Below are 20,212 nucleotides of genomic sequence, written 5' to 3' on the forward strand. Positions count from 1 at the left end.
TTGCCCCAGCCCCATCCGGCTGAACGAGCCGAACGTCCGGCGAAGGTCAGTGTCCGCGCGATCGCGGCACTGGCCTTCGCCGCTGTCTGCGTCTACGCACTCGACCAGGTCGTCAAGGCGCTCGTCGTCGCCCACCTGACCTACGGCGCGACCGTGCCGGTGCTCGGCGGGCTCCTGCAGCTGCACTACGTCACGAACCCCGGCGCCGCGTTCTCGTTCGCCACGGGTCAGACCTGGATCTTCTCGATCGTCGCCGCCGCGGTGGTCGTCGCGATCGTGATCACGGCGCGGCGCATCCGCTCCCTCTGGTGGGCCGTGCTCTTCGGCATGTTGCTCGGCGGTGCCCTCGGGAACCTGACGGACCGCCTGACGCGGCCGCCGGGCTTCGGGCGCGGCCAGGTGGTCGACTTCATCTACACCCCGTGGATGATGCCGGCGATCTACAACATCGCCGATTCGTTCATCTGCATCAGCATGGCGATCTTCGTCGTGCTCACGCTGCTCGGCGTGAACCTCGACGGCACGCGGACGCCGTCCAAGCGGACCCAGGCCGCCCGCGCCGGCGCCGACGACCGTGCCGGCACGGACGACCGGGAGGCCCAGGGGCGCGTCCCCGGGGCGGCGCCGGCCACGGACGGGGGAGCCACCGCGGTCACGAGCGAGGCGACGTCCGCCGTGGGGGCCGCACCCGACGCGACCGCGGGCGGACCGGCGGACGGGGACCGGGCCTCCAGGCCGTCGCTCGGGCACGACGCGACGTGAGCGAGTCGCGCAGCCTGCCCGTGCCCGACGGGCTCGCGGGCGAACGTGTCGACGCGGCGATCGCCAAACTGCTGGGGTTCAGCCGGTCGTTCGCCGCGGACGTCGTCGCCGCCGGCGGCGTCCGGGTCGACGGGGTCGTCGTCGACAAGTCGGACCGCCTGCACGCCGACAGCTGGCTCGAGGTCGAGTGGTCGCCGAAGGAGTCGCCGCGGGTCGTCCCGATGGCGGTGCCCGGCATGACGATCGTGTACGACGACGAGGACATCGTGGTCGTGGACAAGCCGGTCGGTGTCGCGGCGCACCCGTCGCCGGGCTGGGACGGGCCGACGGTGCCCGGCGGCCTCGCGGCGGCGGGGTTCACGATCGCGACCTCGGGTGCGGCGGAACGCGCGGGCATCGTGCACCGGCTCGACGTCGGGACGAGCGGCCTCATGGTCGTGGCCAAGACGGAGCTGGCGTACACGGCGCTCAAGCGCGCGTTCAAGGAGCGGACGGTCGACAAGGTCTACCACGCGCTCGTGCAGGGGCATCCCGATCCCACCTCCGGCACCATCGACGCCCCCATCGGCCGCCACCCCTCGAGCGACTGGAAGTTCGCGGTCGTCGCGGACGGCAAGCCCAGCGTGACGCACTACGAGACCCTCGAGGCGTTCCGTGCGGCGACACTGCTCGAGGTCCACCTGGAGACCGGCCGGACCCACCAGATCCGCGTCCACATGGCGGCCACCCGGCACCCGTGCGTCGGGGACACGACGTACGGCGCCGACCCGGTGCTCAGCGCGGAACTCGGGCTGACGCGGCAGTGGCTCGACGCCGTCCGGCTCGGCTTCGAGCACCCCCGCACGGGCGTCTGGGTCGAGTTCGAGGCGGCGTACCCGGACGACCTGCGACACGCCCTGGAACTCGTCCGCGAGGGCTGAACCCGCGCGGCCCGACCACGCGATGTCGTCCGTGCCCGTTACGATTCCCGGACCAGGTCAGAGCATCGATCGCCGGAGGTTCCGTGGCGGACAGCGACTCCTTCGTCCACCTGCACGTGCACAGCGAGTACTCCATGCTCGACGGCGCGGCGCGGATCGGACAGCTCGTCGGCGAGACCGCCGCGCAGGGCATGCCGGCGGTCGCCGTGACCGACCACGGCAACATGTTCGGCGCGTTCGACTTCTGGAAGACGGCTCGTGATGCCGGGGTCAAGCCCATCATCGGGACCGAGGCCTACATCACGCCCGGCACCCACCGGAGCGACAAGACCCGGATCCGATGGGGCGACGGCGGCGGCGACGACGTCTCCGGTGCCGGCGCGTACACGCACATGACGCTGCTCGCCGAGACCACCGAGGGCATGCACAACCTCTTCCGGTTGTCCTCCCGCGCCTCGATCGAGGGCTACTACTTCAAGCCGCGCATGGACCGCGAGCTCCTGTCGACGTACGCCAAGGGCCTCATCGCGACCACCGGGTGCCCCTCGGGCGAGGTCCAGACGCGGCTGCGCCTGGGGCAGTACGACGAGGCCGTCCGGGCCGCGGCCGACTACCGCGACATCTTCGGCGCCGACAACTACTTCTGCGAGATCATGGACCACGGGCTCGGCATCGAGCGTCGGATCATGACGGACCTGATCCGCCTCGCCAAGGACCTCGGCCTCCCGCTCGTCGCCACGAACGACCTGCACTACACGCACGCGGGTGACGCCACCTCGCACGCGGCGCTGCTCTGCGTGCAGTCCGGGTCGACGCTGAACGACCCGAACCGGTTCAAGTTCGACGCCGACGAGTTCTACCTCAAGACCCCGGCACAGATGCGGCACCTGTTCCGCGACCACCCTGACGCCTGCGACAACACCCTGGCGATCGCCGAGCGGTGCGACGTCGAGTTCGACACCTCGGCGAACTACATGCCGCGGTTCCCGACGCCCGAGGGCGAGAACGAGGAGTCCTGGTTCGTCAAGGAGGTCGAGAAGGGGCTGCACTACCGCTACCCGGACGGCATCCCGGACGCCGTCCGGAAGCGGGCGGACTACGAGGTCGGCATCATCACGCAGATGGGGTTCCCGGGGTACTTCCTCGTCGTCGCGGACTTCATCAACTGGTCGAAGGACAACGGCATCCGCGTCGGGCCGGGCCGCGGTTCCGGTGCCGGGTCCATGGCTGCCTACGCCATGCGCATCACCGACCTCGACCCACTGGCGCACGGTCTGATCTTCGAGCGGTTCCTCAACCCGGACCGCGTCTCGATGCCCGACTTCGACGTCGACTTCGACGACCGTCGCCGCGGTGAGGCGATCAAGTACGTCACCGAGAAGTACGGCGACGAACGCGTCGCGCAGATCGTCACGTACGGCACGATCAAGGCGAAGCAGGCCCTCAAGGACTCCTCGCGCGTCCTGGGGTTCCCGTTCGGCATGGGCGAGAAGCTCACGAAGGCGATGCCGCCGCCCGTGATGGGCAAGGACATCCCGCTCACGGGCATCTTCGACCGCGACCACCCGCGCTACAAGGAGGCCGCGGACGTCCGCGCCGTCGTCGAGTCGGACCCCGAAGCCCGGACGGTCTTCGACACCGCCCTGGGGCTCGAGGGCCTGAAGCGACAGTGGGGTGTGCACGCGGCCGGCGTGATCATGTCGAGCGATCCGCTCATCGACATCATCCCGATCATGAAGCGCGAGCAGGACGGCCAGATCGTCACGCAGTTCGACTACCCGGCCGCGGAGTCGCTCGGGCTGATCAAGATGGACTTCCTCGGGCTCCGCAACCTCACGATCATCAGCGACGCCATCGACAACATCAAGATGAACCGGGGGACCGACCTCGACCTCGAGTCGCTCACCCTCGACGACCCCGAGGCCTACGCGCTGCTGCAGCGCGGTGACACGCTCGGCGTCTTCCAGCTCGACGGCGGCCCCATGCGTGGGCTCCTCCGGCTCATGCGCCCCGACAACTTCGAGGACATCTCCGCGCTCATCGCGCTGTACCGCCCGGGGCCGATGGGTGCGAACTCGCACACGAACTACGCCCTGCGCAAGAACGGCGAGCAGGAGATCACGCCCATCCACCCGGAGCTCGCCGAACCGCTCGCCGACATCCTCGACACGACCTACGGCCTGATCATCTACCAGGAGCAGGTCATGGCCATCGCGCAGCGGGTGGCCGGGTTCTCGCTCGGTCAGGCCGACATCCTGCGGCGGGCGATGGGCAAGAAGAAGAAGTCCGAGCTCGACAAGCAGTACGCGGGCTTCGAGCAGGGCATGAAGGACAGCGGCTACTCCGACGCGGCCATCAAGACGCTGTGGGACATCCTGTTGCCCTTCTCCGACTACGCGTTCAACAAGGCGCACTCGGCGGCGTACGGGGTCGTGTCCTACTGGACGGCGTACCTCAAGGCGCACTACCCGGCGGAGTACATGGCGGCGCTGCTGACCAGCGTCGGCGACGCCCGCGACAAGCTCGCGCTGTACCTCAACGAGTGTCGGCGCATGGGCATCAAGGTCATGCCGCCCGACGTCAACGAGTCGATCGGGTTCTTCGCCGCCGTCGGCGAGGACATCCGGTTCGGCATGGGCGCCGTACGCAACGTCGGCTTCAACGTCGTCGACGCGATCGTGGAGGCCCGTGGGCAGAAGGGGCGCTTCGAGTCCTTCCACGACTTCCTCCGCAAGATCCCGATCACCGCCGCGAACAAGCGCACCGTGGAGTCCCTCATCAAGGCCGGTGCGTTCGACTCGCTCGGTGACACCCGGCGTGCGCTCGTCGAGATCCACGAGGGTGCGGTCGAGGCCGCGGTCAAGATCAAGCGCGACGAGGCGAACGGCAACGTCGGGTTCGACTTCGACAGCTTGTTCGCGGAGGTCGCCGAGACCGCCGCGCCCGTGTCACAGGTGCCCGAGCGGCCGGAGTGGTCGAAGCGTGACAAGCTCGCCTTCGAGCGCGACATGCTCGGTCTCTACGTGTCCGACCACCCGCTCGCCGGCCTCGAGGTCGAGCTCGCCAAGCACGCGTCGATGTCGATCGCCGACATCGTCGCGGCCGAGGACCACATCGACGGCGAGACCGTGACGATCGCCGGACTCCTGACGAGCGTGCAGCACCGGGTGTCGAAGAACTCGGGCAACCCGTACGGCATCGTGCAGATCGAGGACTTCGCCGGCGAGATCGGCGTCATGTTCCTCGGCAAGACCTACCAGGAGTTCGGCCCGATGCTCCAGGCGGACGCCATCGTCGTCCTGCGGGGTCGGGTGAGCGTGCGCGACGACGGCAAGAGCCTGCACGCGGTGAGCATGTTCGCGCCGAACGTCGGCGACGCCATGGGCTCGGGGCCGCTCACGCTGTCGTTGCCGGAACGGCGTGCGACGACCGAGACCGTCTCCGAGCTGGCGAAGGTGCTCGGCCGTCATCACGGGGACACCGAGGTGCGACTCCGGCTCCTCAAGGAGGACGCCGCGCGCACCTTCGAGATCCCGTTCCCGGTCGCGTTGACGCCGGATCTCTTCGGCGAGCTGAAGAGCCTGCTCGGACCGTCCTGTCTCGTCTGACCTGCGCCGTCGGTGACCGGGTCGGCCTCGGTAGGCTGGGCTGGCCATGATGCGACGAATCGACCTCCGCGGCGGTCTGCCGGACCGCGCCGAACTCCTCCGACTGATGCCGCGGGCCGCGGGTGACGTCGCGAGTGCGACGACCGCGGCGCGTGACCTGGTGGACGACGTCCGTGACCGCGGTGCCGCCGCGCTCCGCGAGCAGGCGGAGCGGTTCGACGGGGGCGCGCCCGGCGCCGTCCGCGTGGGAGCGGCAGCGATCGGCGCAGCAGTGGCCGGACTCGACCCGGTGGTCCGGAACGCGCTCGACGAGGCCATCCGGCGCGTCCGTGCGGCGAGCACCGCCCAGGTGCCCCAGGCCGCGATCACCACGCTCGCCGACGGAGCCGAGGTCCACCAGCGGTGGCGCCCCGTGCGTCGGGTCGGCCTCTACGTGCCGGGCGGCAAGGCCGTGTACCCGTCGAGCGTGGTCATGAACGTCGTGCCGGCCCAGGTGGCCGGGGTGCGGTCGATCGCCCTCGTGTCCCCGCCCCAACGCGACCACGGACACGGCGTGCACCCGACGATCCTGGGGGCCGCGGGCCTCCTGGGCATCGACGAGGTCTACGCGATGGGCGGTGCGGGTGCGATCGGGGCACTCGCGCACGGTGTGCCGGAGATCGGGCTCGAGCCGGTCGACCTCGTGACCGGTCCCGGCAACAACTACGTCGCGGCGGCGAAGCGGCTCGTCCGCGGCCTCGTCGGCATCGACGCCGAGGCCGGCGCGACCGAGATCCTCGTCATCGCCGACGCCTCCGCCGACGCCGAGTACGTCGCCGCCGACCTGGTGAGCCAGGCCGAGCACGACGAGCAGGCGGGCAGCGTCCTCGTGACGACGTCCGAGGCCCTGGCCGACGCGGTCGACGCCGCGATCCCGGCACAGCTCGCCCGGCTGGCCACCGCGGACCGCGTGCGCGTGGCGCTCGGCGGCCCGCAGTCGGCCGTCGTGCTCGTCGGCTCGCTGACGGACGCCGCCACGGTCAGCAACGCGTACGGACCGGAACACCTCGAGATCCAGACGGAGGACGACGACGCCGTGCTCGCGGAGATCGACAGCGCCGGTGCGGTGTTCGTCGGGCCGTCCGCTCCGGTCAGTCTCGGCGACTACCTCGCGGGGTCGAACCACGTGCTCCCGACGGGCGGGCAGGCCCGGTTCGGCGCCGGCCTCTCGGCGGCGACGTTCCTGCGCCCGCAGCAGATCGTGCGCTACGACGCGGAGGCCCTCGCCGAGGTCGGTCCGCGCATCGTGGCGTTGGCCGAGGCGGAGCAGCTGCCGGCGCACGGGGCCGCCGTGGCCGCACGCCTCGCCCGCTCCTGACCACCCGGTACGATCGTCTGCGACATGTTCTGCCCCTTCTGCCGCCACCCGGACTCGCGCGTCGTCGACTCCCGGACCAGTGACGACGGCACGTCGATCCGTCGTCGTCGCCAGTGCCCGAACTGCGGGCGCCGGTTCTCGACCACCGAGACCGCGAGCCTCAACGTGGTCAAGCGCAACGGAGTGCTCGAGCCGTTCAGCCGCGAGAAGATCATCTCGGGCGTCCGCAAGGCGTGCCAAGGTCGCCCCGTCACCGACGCCGACCTCGCCGTGCTCGCCCAGCGCGTCGAGGAGATCGTCCGCTCGTCCGGTGCGAGCCAGATCGACGCGAACGACGTCGGGCTCGCGATCCTCGATCCGCTCCGCGAGCTCGACGAGGTCGCGTACCTGCGCTTCGCCAGCGTCTACCAGGCGTTCGAGTCGCTCGACGACTTCGACGACGCCATCAAGCAGCTGCGCATCGACCACCACGCCGACGCCGACGCCGACGCGGTGGCGGGCCGCAGCGCGACGAGCGCCGGATGAGCGGCGTCGCCGAAGTCCTCCTCCGGGCCGGGTACAAGGTCGTGTTCCGGGTGGTGTTCGCCCGGATGGACCCAGAACGCGCGCACCACCTGGCCTTCGGCGTGATCCGTGTCCTGCCCCGGCTCCCCGTGCTCGCGGGACTGGCCGAGCGCTACGGACGGCCCGGTGCCGCAGACGGCGTCACGACGATGGGCATCCACTTCCCGTCGCGCTTCGGGATGGCGGCTGGGTTCGACAAGGACGCCAAGGGCGTCATCGGGCTCGGGCTCCTGGGGTTCGGGCACGTCGAGGTCGGCACGCTCACCGCCCGACCGCAGCCCGGGAACGAACGGCCCCGGTTGTTCCGGCTCGTCGCCGACCGAGCGCTCGTGAACCGGATGGGGTTCAACAACGGCGGTGCCGCGCGGGCCGCCCGGCGCCTCGAACGCGCGCGTCGCTTCCCGGGCCGCCCCGTCATCGGTGTCAACATCGGCAAGAGCAGGGTCGTCCCGGTGGCCGAAGCCGTCGACGACTACCTCGAGTCGACCCGCATGCTCGCGCCGTTCGCCGACTACCTCGCCGTGAACGTCAGCTCGCCGAACACCCCTGGGCTCCGCGGTCTGCAGGAGATCGACCAGCTCCTGCCGCTGCTCTCGGCCGTGCACGGCGCTGCCCGGGGCGTGCCGACGCTCGTGAAGATCGCACCGGACCTGACTGACGAGCAGATCGACGCGATCGCGGCACTCGCGGTGGAGCTCGGGCTCGCGGGTGTCATCGCGACCAACACGACGGTGGAACGCACGGGGCTGCGCGCCGCGGAGGACGTCGTCGCCGCCCTCGGCGTGGGTGGTCTCTCCGGCGCGCCGCTCGCGGAGCGGTCCCTCGCGGTCCTGCGTCGTGTGCGCGCTGCGGTACCGGACGACTTCTGCGTGATCGCGGTCGGCGGGGTGACGACCGAGGCCGACGTCGAGGCCCGCATCGAGGCCGGCGCGACGCTCGTGCAGGGCTACACGGCGTTCCTCTACGAGGGACCGACGTGGGCCATGCGCATCAACCGACTGCGTCGGCGTCGCCACCGGCGTGCGGCGCGGCGCGCGGCTGCCGCGGCGCGCGCCTGATCGGCCGCAGGAACGACGGGAGGCCCGGTGCGAGCGTGCACCGGGCCTCCCGTCCGTCCGGTCGTCAGACGGGGTACTGACCGCGCTTGACCTGCGGCTTCGGCAGTCGGAGGAACCGCATCTGGAACTGTCGGGTCACCACGTAGAGGAACGTGCCACGCTGCAGCGACCCCGACCCCCACTTCGCGGTGATGCGACGGCGCAGCGCGAGGAACGTGACGACGGCGTCGAGCAGGAACAGCGCGACGAAGAGCCAGATGAGGACGAACGCGATGCCCTCGATCGCCGTCACGGCCAGCGAGACGATGAGGAACACCGCCATGAGGGGGAGCATCACCTCGCCGACGCTCCATCGGGCGTCGACGTAGTCGCGGACGTACCGGCGCTGCTCACCGCGGTCCTTGGCCGGGAGGTAGCGCTCCTCGCCGTTCGCCAGGCCGACGCGAGCACGCTCGCGGTCGTCCGTCAGGCGTGCCCGCGCGGCCTTGCGGTCCGCCGGGGTCGCGCCGACGATCGGGCGCCGGTTCGCGGCCTCACGCTCCCGACGGCTCGGGGTGGGTCGCCCCTTGCCCCGGGCGGGGGCGCCCGCCGCGAGGAGTTCCTCGTCGGACGGGTTGACCGTCGTGTTCGTCTTGGGTTGCGCCTTGGCCACGGTGTCCTCGATCGTTGCTCGGACTGACAAGATTACCCGCATGACCGACTCCGCACAGCACGCGCCCGAGACCGATCCGACCCTGCTCGCCGCGCTGCGCGACGCGGTCCAGGGCGGCCTGCCGACCACCATCGCCGACCTGTCGGCGCTCATCCGGATCCCCTCCGTGTCGTGGTCCGCGTTCGACCCGTCCGCGGTCCAGGCGAGTGCTGAGGCCGTCGCCGACCTCGCGCGCTCCACGGGCGTGTTCGAGGACGTCCGGGTCGTCCGCTCCGCGATCGCGGGCGCCGAGGGCGAGGGCGCCGACGCGACGGCCGGAACCGACGGGGGCGCGGCGCTCGGACAGCCGGCGGTGCTCGCGGTGCGGCGCGCGCGGAACGGCCGACCGACCGTGATGCTGTACGCGCACCACGACGTCCAGCCGCAGGGTGACGAGGCGCTGTGGGAGACGCCGCCGTTCGAGCCGACCCTCCGCGGGGAGCGTCTGCACGGGCGGGGCGCTTCGGACGACAAGGCCGGCGTGATGACGCACATCGCGTCGCTGCGCGCCCTGCGTGCGGTCGTCGACGACGCCGACCTCGACCTCGGCATCGTCCTCTTCGTCGAGGGCGAGGAGGAGTTCGGGTCGCGCTCGTTCACCACGTTCCTCCGCGAGCAGCGCGAGCACCTCGCGGCCGACGTGATCGTCGTCGCGGACAGTGACAACTGGTCCACCGACGTCCCGGCGATCACGGTGAGCCTGCGCGGCAACGTGACCTTCCGCTTGACGGTGACGACGCTCGAGCACGCGTCGCACAGCGGGATGTTCGGCGGTGCCGTGCCGGACGCGATGATGCCCATGGTGCGCCTCCTCGCGTCGCTCCACGACGACGCCGGCACCGTGGCGGTGCCCGGGCTCAGGCGGTACGACGGTCCGGTGCCCGAGCGGAGCGAGGAGCAACTCGCGGCCGAGGCGGCGTTCGTCGACGGCGTCCGGCCCGTGGGGGAGGGCCCGCTGCTCGGCCGCATGTGGTCCGGGCCCTCGGTGACCGTCACGGGCATGGACGTGCCGAGCGTGGCGAACGCGTCGAACACGCTCCTGCCGACGGTCTCCGCGCGGGTCTCCATCCGGGTCGCCCCCGGGCAGTCGGCGACCGACGCCTTCGCGGCCGTGGAGGCGCACATCCGCGCCAACACCCCGTTCGGCGCGCGGGTCGACATCACCGACGTCGACACCGGCGACGGGTTCCTCGTCGACACGAGCGGCTGGGCCGTGCGCGAGGCCCGGACGGCCATGACCGAGGGGTGGGGTGCGCAGCCGGTCGAGCAGGGGATCGGCGGCTCGATCCCGTTCGTGTCGGACCTCGCCGCCGAGTTCCCCGCCGCGCAGATCCTCGTCACCGGCGTCGAGGACCCGGACACCCGCGCGCACAGCCCGAACGAGTCGCAGCACCTGGGCGTCCTGCACCGCGCCATCGCCGCCGAGACGATCCTGCTGGCCCGCCTCGGCACTCGCTCCGTCTGAGCGGCCCGCCGTCGGGCCTCCCGTCCGGTCCGCACGACCCGGGAGGCCCGACCCGGTGCACGGCGTCGGTGCGCGCGCCTACAATCGGAACGAGCCGCGGTGACCTGCACCGCGCGGAGGGAGACGGCGATGACCGACACCACCACGACGATCGAGAAGCCGGCCGCGGCACCGTCCCACGGCGTGCTGCTGTCCGACGCGGCTGCGGCGAAGGTCGCGAGCCTGCTCGAGCAAGAGGGCCGCGACGATCTCCGGCTCCGTCTGGCCGTCCAGCCGGGCGGCTGCTCGGGCCTCATCTACCAGCTGTACTTCGACGAGCGCCTGCTCGAGGGTGACGCCACCGCCGAGTTCGACGGGGTCGAGGTGGTGGTGGACCGGATGAGCGTGCCCTACCTCGACGGTGCGACCATCGACTTCGAGGACACCATCCAGAAGCAGGGTTTCACCATCGACAACCCGAACGCGCAGGGCAGCTGCGCGTGCGGCGACAGCTTCCACTGACCAGCACCGATCGCGGCGCACGCAGGGCACCGGCCCTGCCGCGGCACCGCAGCGAGCGAGGGACGACCGGGCGACCGGCGTCCCTCGTGCTGCGTTGGGCGACACCTGTGGGCTTCCGAAGCCGCCCGCGAGCGTGTCGCGTGTGCACGTCGGCACCCTGGCTGCGAGTAAGCTAGGAGTGTTCCACCCAGTCTGGGAACGAGCCCTGCGTCGAGCTGATTCGATGCGGTCACGTCCCGACAACCGTCTTCGCGAGAGGTAACAGTGCGTTCGAATCGCCGTATACGTTGGGCGGCCATCCCGGTGGCCGTCGGTCTGGTCATCGCACTGGCCGGTTGCACGCAGCAGCAGCTGAACGGCTGGCTGCCGGGCACCGAGCACACGCGGGACACGACCAACCACACGAGTGCGACGGTCGGCCTCTGGGTGACGAGCTGGATCGTCCTCCTCGCGGTCGGTCTCATCACCTGGGGCCTGATCATCTGGGCCGCGGTGGTCTACCGCCGCCGCAAGGGCCAGACCGGCCTCCCGGTGCAGCTCCGGTACAACATGCCGATCGAGATCTTCTACACGATCGTGCCGCTCATCCTGGTGCTCGGCTTCTTCGCCTTCACCGCCAAGGACCAGGCCGCGATCGAGAAGCCGTTCGCACACCCCGACGCCACCATCCACGTGTACGCCAAGCGCTGGGCGTGGGACTTCAACTACATCGACCAGAACGACGCCAAGAAGTCGGTCTACTACCAGGGCATCCAGGCCCAGGAAGAAGACAACGGCACCGGCGACATCAAGACCAACCAGCTGCCGACCCTCTACCTGCCCAAGGGCAAGAAGGTCGAGATCGAGCTGTCCTCGCGCGACGTGGACCACTCGTTCTGGGTCGTCGACTTCCTCTACAAGAAGGACACGATCCCCGGCCGGACCAACTACGAGTACTTCATCCCGGAGAAGACCGGCACCTACCAGGGCAAGTGTGCCGAGCTCTGCGGCGAGTACCACTCGCTCATGCTCTTCCAGGTGAAGGTCGTGTCGCCGGCGAAGTACCAGGCGTACCTCGCGTCCCTCCGCGACCAGGGCAAGGTCGGTCTGCTCGGCAACGAGTACAACACCGACTCGAACCAGCCGAACAACGTGGCGCCCGCGCAGGCCGCCGGTACCGAGAAGTAAGGCTCGCTCCATGACCACTTCCGCATTCGTCGGCCAGTCGGCCCCGACCTCGACGCCGGACTTCGCGGCCTCGCGGGTGGGCCGCAAGGGCAACATCATCGTCAACTGGATCACGTCGACGGACCACAAGACGATCGGGTACATGTACCTGATCGCCTCGTTCCTGTACTTCCTGCTGGCAGGAGTGATGGCGCTCGTGATCCGTGCGCAGCTCTTCGAGCCCGGCCTGCACGTCGTGGCGACGAAGGAGCAGTACAACCAGCTGTTCACGATGCACGGCACGATCATGCTGCTGCTGTTCGCGACGCCGCTGTTCTCCGGGTTCGCGAACGCGATCATGCCGCTGCAGATCGGCGCGCCCGACGTCGCCTTCCCGCGCCTCAACGGCTTCGCGTTCTGGCTGTACTTCTTCGGCGGCCTCATCGCGGTCGGCGGGTTCCTCACGCCGCAGGGTGCCGCCTCGTTCGGATGGTTCGCCTACGCGCCGTTGTCGGACACCACGTTCACACCAGGTCTCGGCGGGACGTTGTGGGTCTTCGGCCTGGGCCTGACCGGCTTCTCGACGATCCTCGGTGCCGTGAACTTCATCACGACGATCATCACGATGCGCGCGCCGGGCATGACCATGTTCCGCATGTCGATCTTCACCTGGAACACCCTCATCACCGCGCTGCTCGTGCTGATGGCGTTCCCGGTGCTCGCCGCGGCGCTGTTCGGACTCGGCCTCGACCGTGTGTTCGGTGCGCAGGTGTTCAACCCTGCCAACGGTGGTGCGCTGCTCTGGCAGCACCTGTTCTGGTTCTTCGGCCACCCCGAGGTCTACATCATCGCGCTGCCGTTCTTCGGCATCGTGTCCGAGGTCTTCCCGGTCTTCAGCCGGAAGCCGATCTTCGGCTACAAGACGCTCGTCTACGCCACGATCACCATCGCGGCCCTGTCGGTGACGGTGTGGGCGCACCACATGTACGTCACCGGCGGCGTGCTCCTGCCGTGGTTCTCGCTCATGACGATGCTCATCGCGGTCCCGACCGGCGTGAAGATCTTCAACTGGGTCGGCACGATGTGGCGCGGTTCGGTCACCTTCGAGACGCCCATCCTCTGGGCCATCGGGTTCCTCGTGACGTTCACCTTCGGTGGCCTCACGGGCGTGATCCTCGCCTCGCCGCCGCTCGACTTCCACGTGTCCGACTCGTACTTCGTCGTCGCGCACTTCCACTACGTGGTGTTCGGCACGGTCGTGTTCGCGATGTTCTCGGGCTTCTACTTCTGGTGGCCCAAGTGGACCGGCAAGATGCTCAACGAGCGCCTCGGCAAGATCCACTTCTGGCTGCTGTTCATCGGGTTCCACACGACGTTCCTCATCCAGCACTGGCTCGGCGTCGTCGGTATGCCCCGTCGCTACGCCACGTACCTGCCGCAGGACGGCTTCACCTGGATGAACCAGCTGTCGACCATCGGCGCGATGATCCTCGGCGTCTCGTTCCTGCCGTTCATCTACAACGTCTACGTCACCGCGCGGCACGCGCCCAGCGTCGCCGTGAACGACCCGTGGGGCTACGGCCGCTCGCTCGAGTGGGCGACCTCCTGCCCGCCGCCGCGGCACAACTTCACCTCGATCCCGCGCATCCGGTCGGAGTCGCCGGCGTTCGATCTGAACCACCCCGAGGCGGGGATCCCGATCGGTGTCGGTCCGGCGATGGACGCTCCGGACGCGCAGACGCACGACGCGGCGACAGGCAAGACCCGGAACCCGAACCAGACCGACCAGAAGTTCTGAGGAACCATGCGCGCTAGTACCAACCTGTTCTGGATCCTCGCGATCTTCTTCTTCGTGGCGGACGCGGCGTACACGATCTGGGGCATCCTCGCCACCAACCAGATCGAGTGGGTGGGCACGGTCTCGATCGGTCTCACCGGGATCCTGGGGGTGTTCATCGCCTTCTACCTGGGCCGGACGTTCGCAGCGCAGGACGGCGTACTGCCCGAGGACCGCACCGACGCGAACATCGAGGACGGTGACGCCGAACTCGGTCACTTCAGCCCCTGGTCCTACTGGCCGATCACGCTCGCGGCCGCGGCGGCGATCTGCTTCCTCGGCGTCGCAGCCGGGTGGTGGATCTTCGCCATCGGCGCCTCCATCGGGATCGTGGCGCTCGTCGGCTGGACCTACGAGTACTACCGCGGCAACTTCGGACACTGATCCGCACCTGACGCTCATCGGGCGGCACCCTCACCGGTGCCGCCCGACGTGCGTCCGGGCCGATCCCGACCGGTCCGATCGGACGCGGTCGACACCCGCACATCCATCCGAAAGGAGTCACCCCTGGTGACCGACAAGCGCACTCTCATCGTCTTCGGCGCAACCGGCGACCTCGCCGCCCGGCTGCTGCTCCCCGGTCTCGGGACGTTCCTCCAGAGCGCCCGTTCCGTCCCCGTCAAGCTCATCGGCACGGGCCGGAGCGCCCGCTCGGAGGAAGCCTGGACCAAGGTCGTCAAGGACGCCTTCGATTCGCAGCACGTCTCGGGGCCCGAGGTCGACGCGACGCTCGAGTCGACGGTCTTCATGCAGGGCGACCCGAAGGACCCGGCCCACCTCAAGGCCATGCTCGACGCCGCTGAGGGCGAGCCGGTGTTGTACTTCGCGCTGCCGCCGCAGATCGCGTCGGACATCTGTGACGCCCTCGCGGAGCTCGAACTCCCCGAGGGCACGACCCTGGCGTTCGAGAAGCCGTTCGGCACGGATGTCGAATCGGCTCGGGCGCTGAACGAGACCGTCCTCCAGCTCGTCCCCGAGGAGCGCGTGCACCGCACCGACCACTTCCTCGGCCGGTCGACCGTGCTCAACATCATCGGTCTGCGGTTCGCCAACCGGATGTTCGAGCCGATCTGGAACGCGGACAACATCGAGAAGGTCGAGATCCTCTACGACGAGACCCTCGGCCTCGAGGGCCGCGCGCAGTACTACGACGACGCCGGTGCGCTCGTCGACATGATCCAGAGCCACCTGCTCCAGATCCTCGCGCTCGTCACGATGGACGCGCCCGCTGCGGTTGACGCCGTCGAGCTGCGGTCGTCGCTCGCCCGGGTGCTGCGGTCGACCCACCTCGTCGACGACGACCCGCTCAAGGCGAGCCGGCGTGCGCGCTACGTCGCGGGCACGATCGACGGCAAGGAGCTGCCGTCGTACGCGGACGAGGACGGCGTCGACCCCGAGCGCCAGACCGAGACCCTCGCCGAGATCAACGTCGAGGTCGACACCGCCCGCTGGCAGGGCGTGCCCTTCACGCTTCGTTCGGGCAAAGCGCTCGGTGCGAGCCGTAAGGAGGTCCTCGTCACCTTCAAGCCGGTGCCGCGACTCCCGTCCGGCCTCGAGGGACAGCCGGTGTCGGACACGCTGCGCATCGTCCTCAACCCGGACGAGATCGAGCTGAGCCTGTCGGCGAACGGTGGGGGCAACCCGTTCGAGATGGGGCAGATCGTCCTGTCGTCGTCGTTCGACAGTGGCGAGCTCACGCCCTACGGTGAGGTCCTGAGCGGGATCTTCCACGACGACCCGCTGCTGTCGATCCGCGGCGACGTCGCGGTCCGCTGCTGGGAGATCGTCCAGCCCGTCGTGGACGCCTGGAAGCGTCGCGACGTTCCGCTCGACGACTACCGGGCCGGCTCGCGTGGCCCCGCCGACTGGGAGTCCTCGTCCTGATCCCCTGACGTCGATCGTCGTCCGACGCGACCGCGGCCCCGTCACCTCGCCGGTGACGGGGCCGCGGTGTGTCGGCGCGGCGCGTCAGTCGGGAGCGCCCGCGGCTTCGCCCACACCGGTGGTGCTGCGGGTGGTGCCGTCGTTCTGGGCCTCCCGGGTGCGGATGCCGGGCCCGGCCTCGCCGCGTGCCCGCCGGATCGCGTCCGCCGCGGTGACGAGGGTCAGGTGCGACAGTGCCTGGGGTGTGTTGCCGATCTGCCGGCCGTGCTCGACGTCGTACTCCTCCGAGAGCATCCCGACGTCGTTCGCGAACCCGACGAGCGTGTCCATGAGGCGTTCGGCGTCCTCGACCCGGCCCGACGCCGCGTACTGCTCGACGAGCCAGAACGAGCAGGCGAGGAACGGGTGCTCCGATCCAGACAGGCCGTCGAAGCCCGCGGTGGTGCGGTACCGGAGCAGCAGTCCGTCGGGTCCGGTGCGGAGGTCGTGCTCGATCGCGGCGACGGTGCCGAGCATGCGGGGGTCGTCGGGCTTGCAGAAACCGATCTGGGGAAGGACGAGCAGCGAGGCGTCCACCTCGTCGGTGTCGTAGTGCTGCCGGAAGGTGTTCCGCACCGGGTCGTAGCCCTGCGTCTCGATCTCCTCGCGGACCCGGTCACGGAACACGCGCCAGCGCTCGACCGGCCCCTCGAGTCCGAACTCCTCGACGGCGGCGACACCGCGGTCGAACGCGGCCCAGATCATCGCGCGGGAGTGCGTGAAGTGGCGGCGCGGCCCACGCATCTCCCAGATGCCGTTGTCGGGGTCCTGCCAGTGCTCCTCGACGTAGGCCAGGAGTGCGCGCTGCAGCGACCAGCTGTCCGCGTTCTCCTCGACGCCGAGCTCGCGTGCGTCGTGCAGCGCCGCCAGGACCTCGCCGAAGACGTCGCCCTGGTACTGCGTGTAGGCGCCGTTGCCGACGCGGACCGGGCGGGAGTCCTCGTACCCCGCGAGGTGGTCGAGGGTGCGCTCCGGGAGTTCCCGCTCGCCGGCGAGGCCGTACATGATCTGGACGTCGGCGGGGTCACCGGCGATCGCGCGGAGCAACCAGTGCTTCCAGCCGTCCGCCTCGTCGCGGAACCCGTGCGCGAGGAGCGCCGCGAGCGTCAGCGACGCGTCGCGCAGCCACACGTACCGGTAGTCCCAGTTGCGTTCGCCGCCCGGGTCCTCCGGGAGGCTCGTGGTCGCTGCCGCGGCGATCCCGCGGGTGTCCTCGTGCGTCAGCGCACGGAGCACGAGCAACGAGCGGTGCACGGCGTCGGCGTAGCGGCCATCGGTGGCATCGCCGGCGGCCCAGTGGCGCCACCAGCCGACGGTCTCGTCGAGGACGGCGTCGACCTGCGGGGGCGTCGGCGGCTCACGATGGGACGGGTACCAGGTCAGCGTGAGGTCGACCGTGCTGCCGGCCTCGACGGTGAACCGGCTCTCGTGACGGTGGCCCTCCGCATGGAGGCGCGGTCCACGGACGACGATCGAGTCCGGCCCCGCGGTGGCGAGCAGGACGTGCGCGTCGTCGTGGCCGATCTGCCGCATCCACGGCACCGTCGCTCCGTAGCCGTACCGGATCCGCAGTTCCTGCCGCATCGCCACCGATCCGCGCACCCCGCGGACCCGTCGCACGAGGTCGGCGCGCCGGTCCCCGGACGGCATGAACTCGGTCACCTCGACGACGCCGGTGGAGGTCGTCCAGGTCGTCACGAGGACGAACGTGTCGTCGAGGTAGCGGCGTGTGGCGGTCGCGGTGTCGTCGTCCGGTCGGAGCAGCCAGCGACCGTCGTCCTCGTCGCCGAGGAGCGCGGCGAACGCGGACGCGCTGTCGAACCGGGGCAGACACAGCCAGTCGATGCTGCCGTCCCGGCCGACGAGCGCGGCGGTGTGGCAGTCGCCGATGAGTGCGTAGTCCTCGATGTGGAGCGCCATCGGTCCAGCCTGTCACCCTGCGGGTCCCGCGTCCGGCGGGAGGGAGTCGGCTGTGCACTCCCGCAGGGGAGCCGGTGTCCGGACGTCCGGATCGGCACGCCGACACGGGTCAGCGCCGGGTGATCCCGACGTCGGCGAGTGCCTCCCAGAGCCCGGCGCCGTCCGGGGCGTAGACCCACGGAGCGGCCGAATTGCGGCTGCGTTCCTGAGCCCGGGAGCGTCCGCCGGCGAGCACGGCCTCGCTCGTCGAGAGCTGGCGGATCGCGACCCCGGAGACCTTGCCCTCGTGCTCCGCCACGAACTCGCCGTACAGCTCCTCGTCGTGCTGGCCGTCGTCGCCGACGAGCAGCCATCGGACGTCCGGGAAGTCGGCGGCGAGCCGTCGGAGGTTCTCCTGCTTGTGGAGCCGTCCGCTGCGGAAGAAGCGGTCGTGCGTCGGACCCCAGTCCGTGAGGAGCAGGGCGCCGGGCGGGTACATGTTGCGAGTGAGGAACCGGTTGAGCGTCGGCGCGACGTTCCAGGCGCCGGTCGACAGGTAGACCACCGGAGCGCCCGGGTGCTGACCCAGGATCCGCTCGTACAGCACGGACATCCCGGGGACGGGGCGGCGGGCGTGCTCCGTGAGGACGAACGAGTTCCATGCCGCCAGGAACGGGCGGGGGAGGCTCGTCACCATGATCGTGTCGTCGACGTCCGAGACGACGCCGAAGCGGGTCGACGGGTCCACGACGAACACCGGCGCGTGGACGGGACGCGAACCGCCAGCGGCGAGCGTGACGGTCTGCCAGCCGGGCTCGAGGTCGAGCGGGACACGCGTGTCGACCACGCCGCCCCGGTCGGCCTGCACGCGGTGCGTGGCCCCGCCGGCGGTGACGGTGACCTCGACGTCGTCGACGGCCACGCTCGTGAAGCTGCGCCAACCGCGGACGCCCTCGTAGCTGGCGTCGGAGGCGAGGCCACGCCGCGTGAGCAGGACCCGACAGAGGACCCGGACCCATCCCGGCGCCCCGTACCCGGTGTACGGGACGACCGTCGGCACGAGACCGCGAGCACGTGCCCGCCGCTCCCGGAACTCCTGGACCGCGTCCTCGACGCGGGCGGCGCGGTGCAGGATCGGGTCGACCAGCGCGGCATCCGGCATCGTCCGATCGGGCATCGCACCATCATTCCACGCCCCGGTGGGCGCCGGTCGGTCGGCCGACCCTCTGCCGAGTCGCCGCCGCCATCGGCCGCGGTCGGGTGATGTCATGACGCCGCGCACGGGGACGCGGGTGATCCGTCGGTCGGTGCGTGCACCGTGCCGGTCGCGTCGCCCCTCCCGTCCTGCCCTGGCCGGACGGGCGTCCCACGACACGCGTTGCCTCCGAGGAGTCGAAACGCAGCGTCGACCCAGGCGCTCGGTGCGACCATTGTGACCGTCACATCAACACGTCGGCGGGTCCGTCGCCCGTCGCGGCGCGGACGCCCGTTCGTCCCGCCGCCATCGGCCGCTCGGGCCGTCGACCAGCATCGCGTTCGCGCGAGGAGGAGAACACGTGCTCGTCACCGAGGTATCGAACGCACTGCCGGGGGGATCATCACTGCTCAGGAACGAGCCGGTCCAAGCCCGCAGTTCGGCGCGCCTCGCCGGGCTCCTCGACGCTGCGGCCGCGGTGATCGACGAGATCGGGCTCGAGCGCCTGACGACCGCCATGGTCGCCGAGCGGGCCGGAGCCTCGATCGGGACGGTCTACCGGTACTTCCCGGATCGCATCGCGGTCGTGGAGGCGCTCGCGATCCGGTGCGCCCAACGGCTCGCCGAGCGGTTCGTCTCGTCGATCGACGCGAGCGGCGCGACGACGTGGGAGCAGGGCGCGGACGCGCTCATCGACATGACGGTCGAGATGTACCGCACGGAGCCCGGGTTCCGTGCGGTCCGCTTCGGCGACGTCACCGAGGGCGACGACGGCACCGAGGACCGGATGTCCCAACTGGGCGGCGCGGTCGCCGTCATCTTCCGCGACCGCTTCGGGTTCCCGGACTCCGAGCGGATGAGTCGGGCGTGGACCGTCCTGACCGAGGCCGGGCACGCGGTCCTCGCCCGCGCACACCGGGTGCCCGGTGCCGGGGACGCCGCACTCGTCGAGGAGCTCCGGTCGATGTCCCGCGCGTACCTGCGATCGGTCCTCGCCGACGCCTGACCCGGGGCCACCGGACGACGCCCGCTCCCGCTCTCGGGGGCGGGCGTCGTCGTCCGCCACGTCACGATTCGTCATCGTCCCGACGCGAGCGTCGGCGGACCCGGGTACGCTCCTGACCGTCCGTACCCCTCCGGTGCGGTGCGCTCGTACCCCGCTCGATCGGTCGATCCGGCGGAGCAGGGCGTCGGATGTCCGCGTACGCAATCCGTGATTGCCCATCGCGCCGAAGCATGCTTCAGTACGTGGGCGGGACGACCTCCACCCATCGGCGGGAGATCGA

16 protein-coding genes are annotated in these 20,212 nt (G+C 70.4%); 13 read left to right on the forward strand and 3 right to left on the reverse strand.

From position 1 onward, the window contains the following. The 6 genes from lspA (at nt 1) to DEI81_RS01030 (ending at nt 8,269) form a co-directional block, all read left to right on the forward strand. Nucleotides 1–762: a signal peptidase II gene (gene lspA / locus DEI81_RS01005; RefSeq protein ID WP_309146659.1), complete on the forward strand. Its 762-nt coding sequence runs from the start codon at nt 1–3 to the stop codon at nt 760–762. Then, a complete protein-coding gene (locus DEI81_RS01010) occupies nt 759–1,682 on the forward strand; it encodes an RluA family pseudouridine synthase (RefSeq protein ID WP_111008642.1) in 924 nt (307 codons plus the stop codon). The genes lspA and DEI81_RS01010 overlap by 4 nt, the downstream gene beginning before the upstream one ends. Before the next feature lie 134 nt (nt 1,683–1,816). Then, nucleotides 1,817–5,290, forward strand: a complete 3,474-nt coding sequence (gene dnaE / locus DEI81_RS01015; protein ID WP_375334753.1) for a DNA polymerase III subunit alpha — start codon at nt 1,817–1,819, stop codon at nt 5,288–5,290. Nucleotides 5,291–5,336: 46 nt separating this feature from the next. Next, nucleotides 5,337–6,647 (forward strand): histidinol dehydrogenase, encoded by a 1,311-nt coding sequence (hisD, locus tag DEI81_RS01020; protein WP_111008644.1) that lies wholly within the window; start codon nt 5,337–5,339, stop codon nt 6,645–6,647. Nucleotides 6,648–6,671: 24 nt separating this feature from the next. Then, nucleotides 6,672–7,172, forward strand: a complete 501-nt coding sequence (nrdR, locus tag DEI81_RS01025) for a transcriptional regulator NrdR (protein ID WP_111008645.1) — start codon at nt 6,672–6,674, stop codon at nt 7,170–7,172. Next, a complete protein-coding gene (locus DEI81_RS01030) occupies nt 7,169–8,269 on the forward strand; it encodes a quinone-dependent dihydroorotate dehydrogenase (protein ID WP_111008646.1) in 1,101 nt (366 codons plus the stop codon). Before nrdR ends, DEI81_RS01030 begins: the two co-directional genes overlap by 4 nt. A gap of 64 nt (nt 8,270–8,333) precedes the next feature. Here DEI81_RS01030 and DEI81_RS01035 read toward each other — a convergent pair whose 3' ends face one another. Next, entirely contained in the window at nt 8,334–8,951 is a 618-nt protein-coding gene (locus DEI81_RS01035) for a DUF3043 domain-containing protein (protein WP_258368406.1), read from the reverse strand. A 10-nt stretch (nt 8,952–8,961) separates the two neighbouring features. Here DEI81_RS01035 and DEI81_RS01040 point away from each other — a divergent pair, with 10 nt between their 5' ends. The 6 genes from DEI81_RS01040 to DEI81_RS01065 all read left to right on the forward strand — a co-directional run bounded on the left by DEI81_RS01040 (nt 8,962) and on the right by DEI81_RS01065 (nt 15,793). After that, nucleotides 8,962–10,425 (forward strand): dipeptidase, encoded by a 1,464-nt coding sequence (locus tag DEI81_RS01040; protein ID WP_111008648.1) that lies wholly within the window; start codon nt 8,962–8,964, stop codon nt 10,423–10,425. Between the two features lie 129 nt (nt 10,426–10,554). Next, complete coding sequence (locus tag DEI81_RS01045) at nt 10,555–10,926, forward strand: iron-sulfur cluster assembly accessory protein (RefSeq protein ID WP_111008933.1); 372 nt, start codon at nt 10,555–10,557, stop codon at nt 10,924–10,926. A 264-nt stretch (nt 10,927–11,190) separates the two neighbouring features. Further along, entirely contained in the window at nt 11,191–12,093 is a 903-nt protein-coding gene (coxB, locus tag DEI81_RS01050; RefSeq protein ID WP_111008649.1) for a cytochrome c oxidase subunit II, read from the forward strand. Nucleotides 12,094–12,103: 10 nt separating this feature from the next. Further along, entirely contained in the window at nt 12,104–13,870 is a 1,767-nt protein-coding gene (ctaD, locus tag DEI81_RS01055) for a cytochrome c oxidase subunit I (protein ID WP_111008650.1), read from the forward strand. 6 nt (nt 13,871–13,876) lie between these two features. Continuing rightward, on the forward strand, nt 13,877–14,293 hold the full coding sequence (locus DEI81_RS01060; protein WP_111008651.1) for a cytochrome c oxidase subunit 4: 417 nt from the start codon (nt 13,877–13,879) through the stop codon (nt 14,291–14,293). 123 nt (nt 14,294–14,416) lie between these two features. Beyond that, complete coding sequence (locus DEI81_RS01065; protein ID WP_111008934.1) at nt 14,417–15,793, forward strand: glucose-6-phosphate dehydrogenase; 1,377 nt, start codon at nt 14,417–14,419, stop codon at nt 15,791–15,793. An 84-nt stretch (nt 15,794–15,877) separates the two neighbouring features. Here DEI81_RS01065 and DEI81_RS01070 read toward each other — a convergent pair whose 3' ends face one another. Continuing rightward, the gene (locus tag DEI81_RS01070) at nt 15,878–17,752 is read right to left on the reverse strand and encodes a glycoside hydrolase family 15 protein (RefSeq protein WP_111008652.1); all 1,875 of its coding nucleotides are present in this window, start codon (nt 17,750–17,752) and stop codon (nt 15,878–15,880) included. 109 nt (nt 17,753–17,861) lie between these two features. Then, nucleotides 17,862–18,908: an App1 family protein gene (locus DEI81_RS01075; protein ID WP_111008653.1), complete on the reverse strand. Its 1,047-nt coding sequence runs from the start codon at nt 18,906–18,908 to the stop codon at nt 17,862–17,864. A gap of 379 nt (nt 18,909–19,287) precedes the next feature. Here DEI81_RS01075 and DEI81_RS01080 point away from each other — a divergent pair, with 379 nt between their 5' ends. Further along, nucleotides 19,288–19,932 carry a TetR/AcrR family transcriptional regulator gene (locus DEI81_RS01080; protein ID WP_181435285.1) on the forward strand — a complete coding sequence of 215 codons (645 nt, stop codon included), beginning with the start codon at nt 19,288–19,290 and terminating at the stop codon, nt 19,930–19,932. Nucleotides 19,933–20,212: the final 280 nt, after the last annotated feature.

It is taken from the genome of Curtobacterium sp. MCBD17_013 (assembly GCF_003234565.1).
Classification (GTDB): Bacteria; Actinomycetota; Actinomycetes; order Actinomycetales; family Microbacteriaceae; genus Curtobacterium.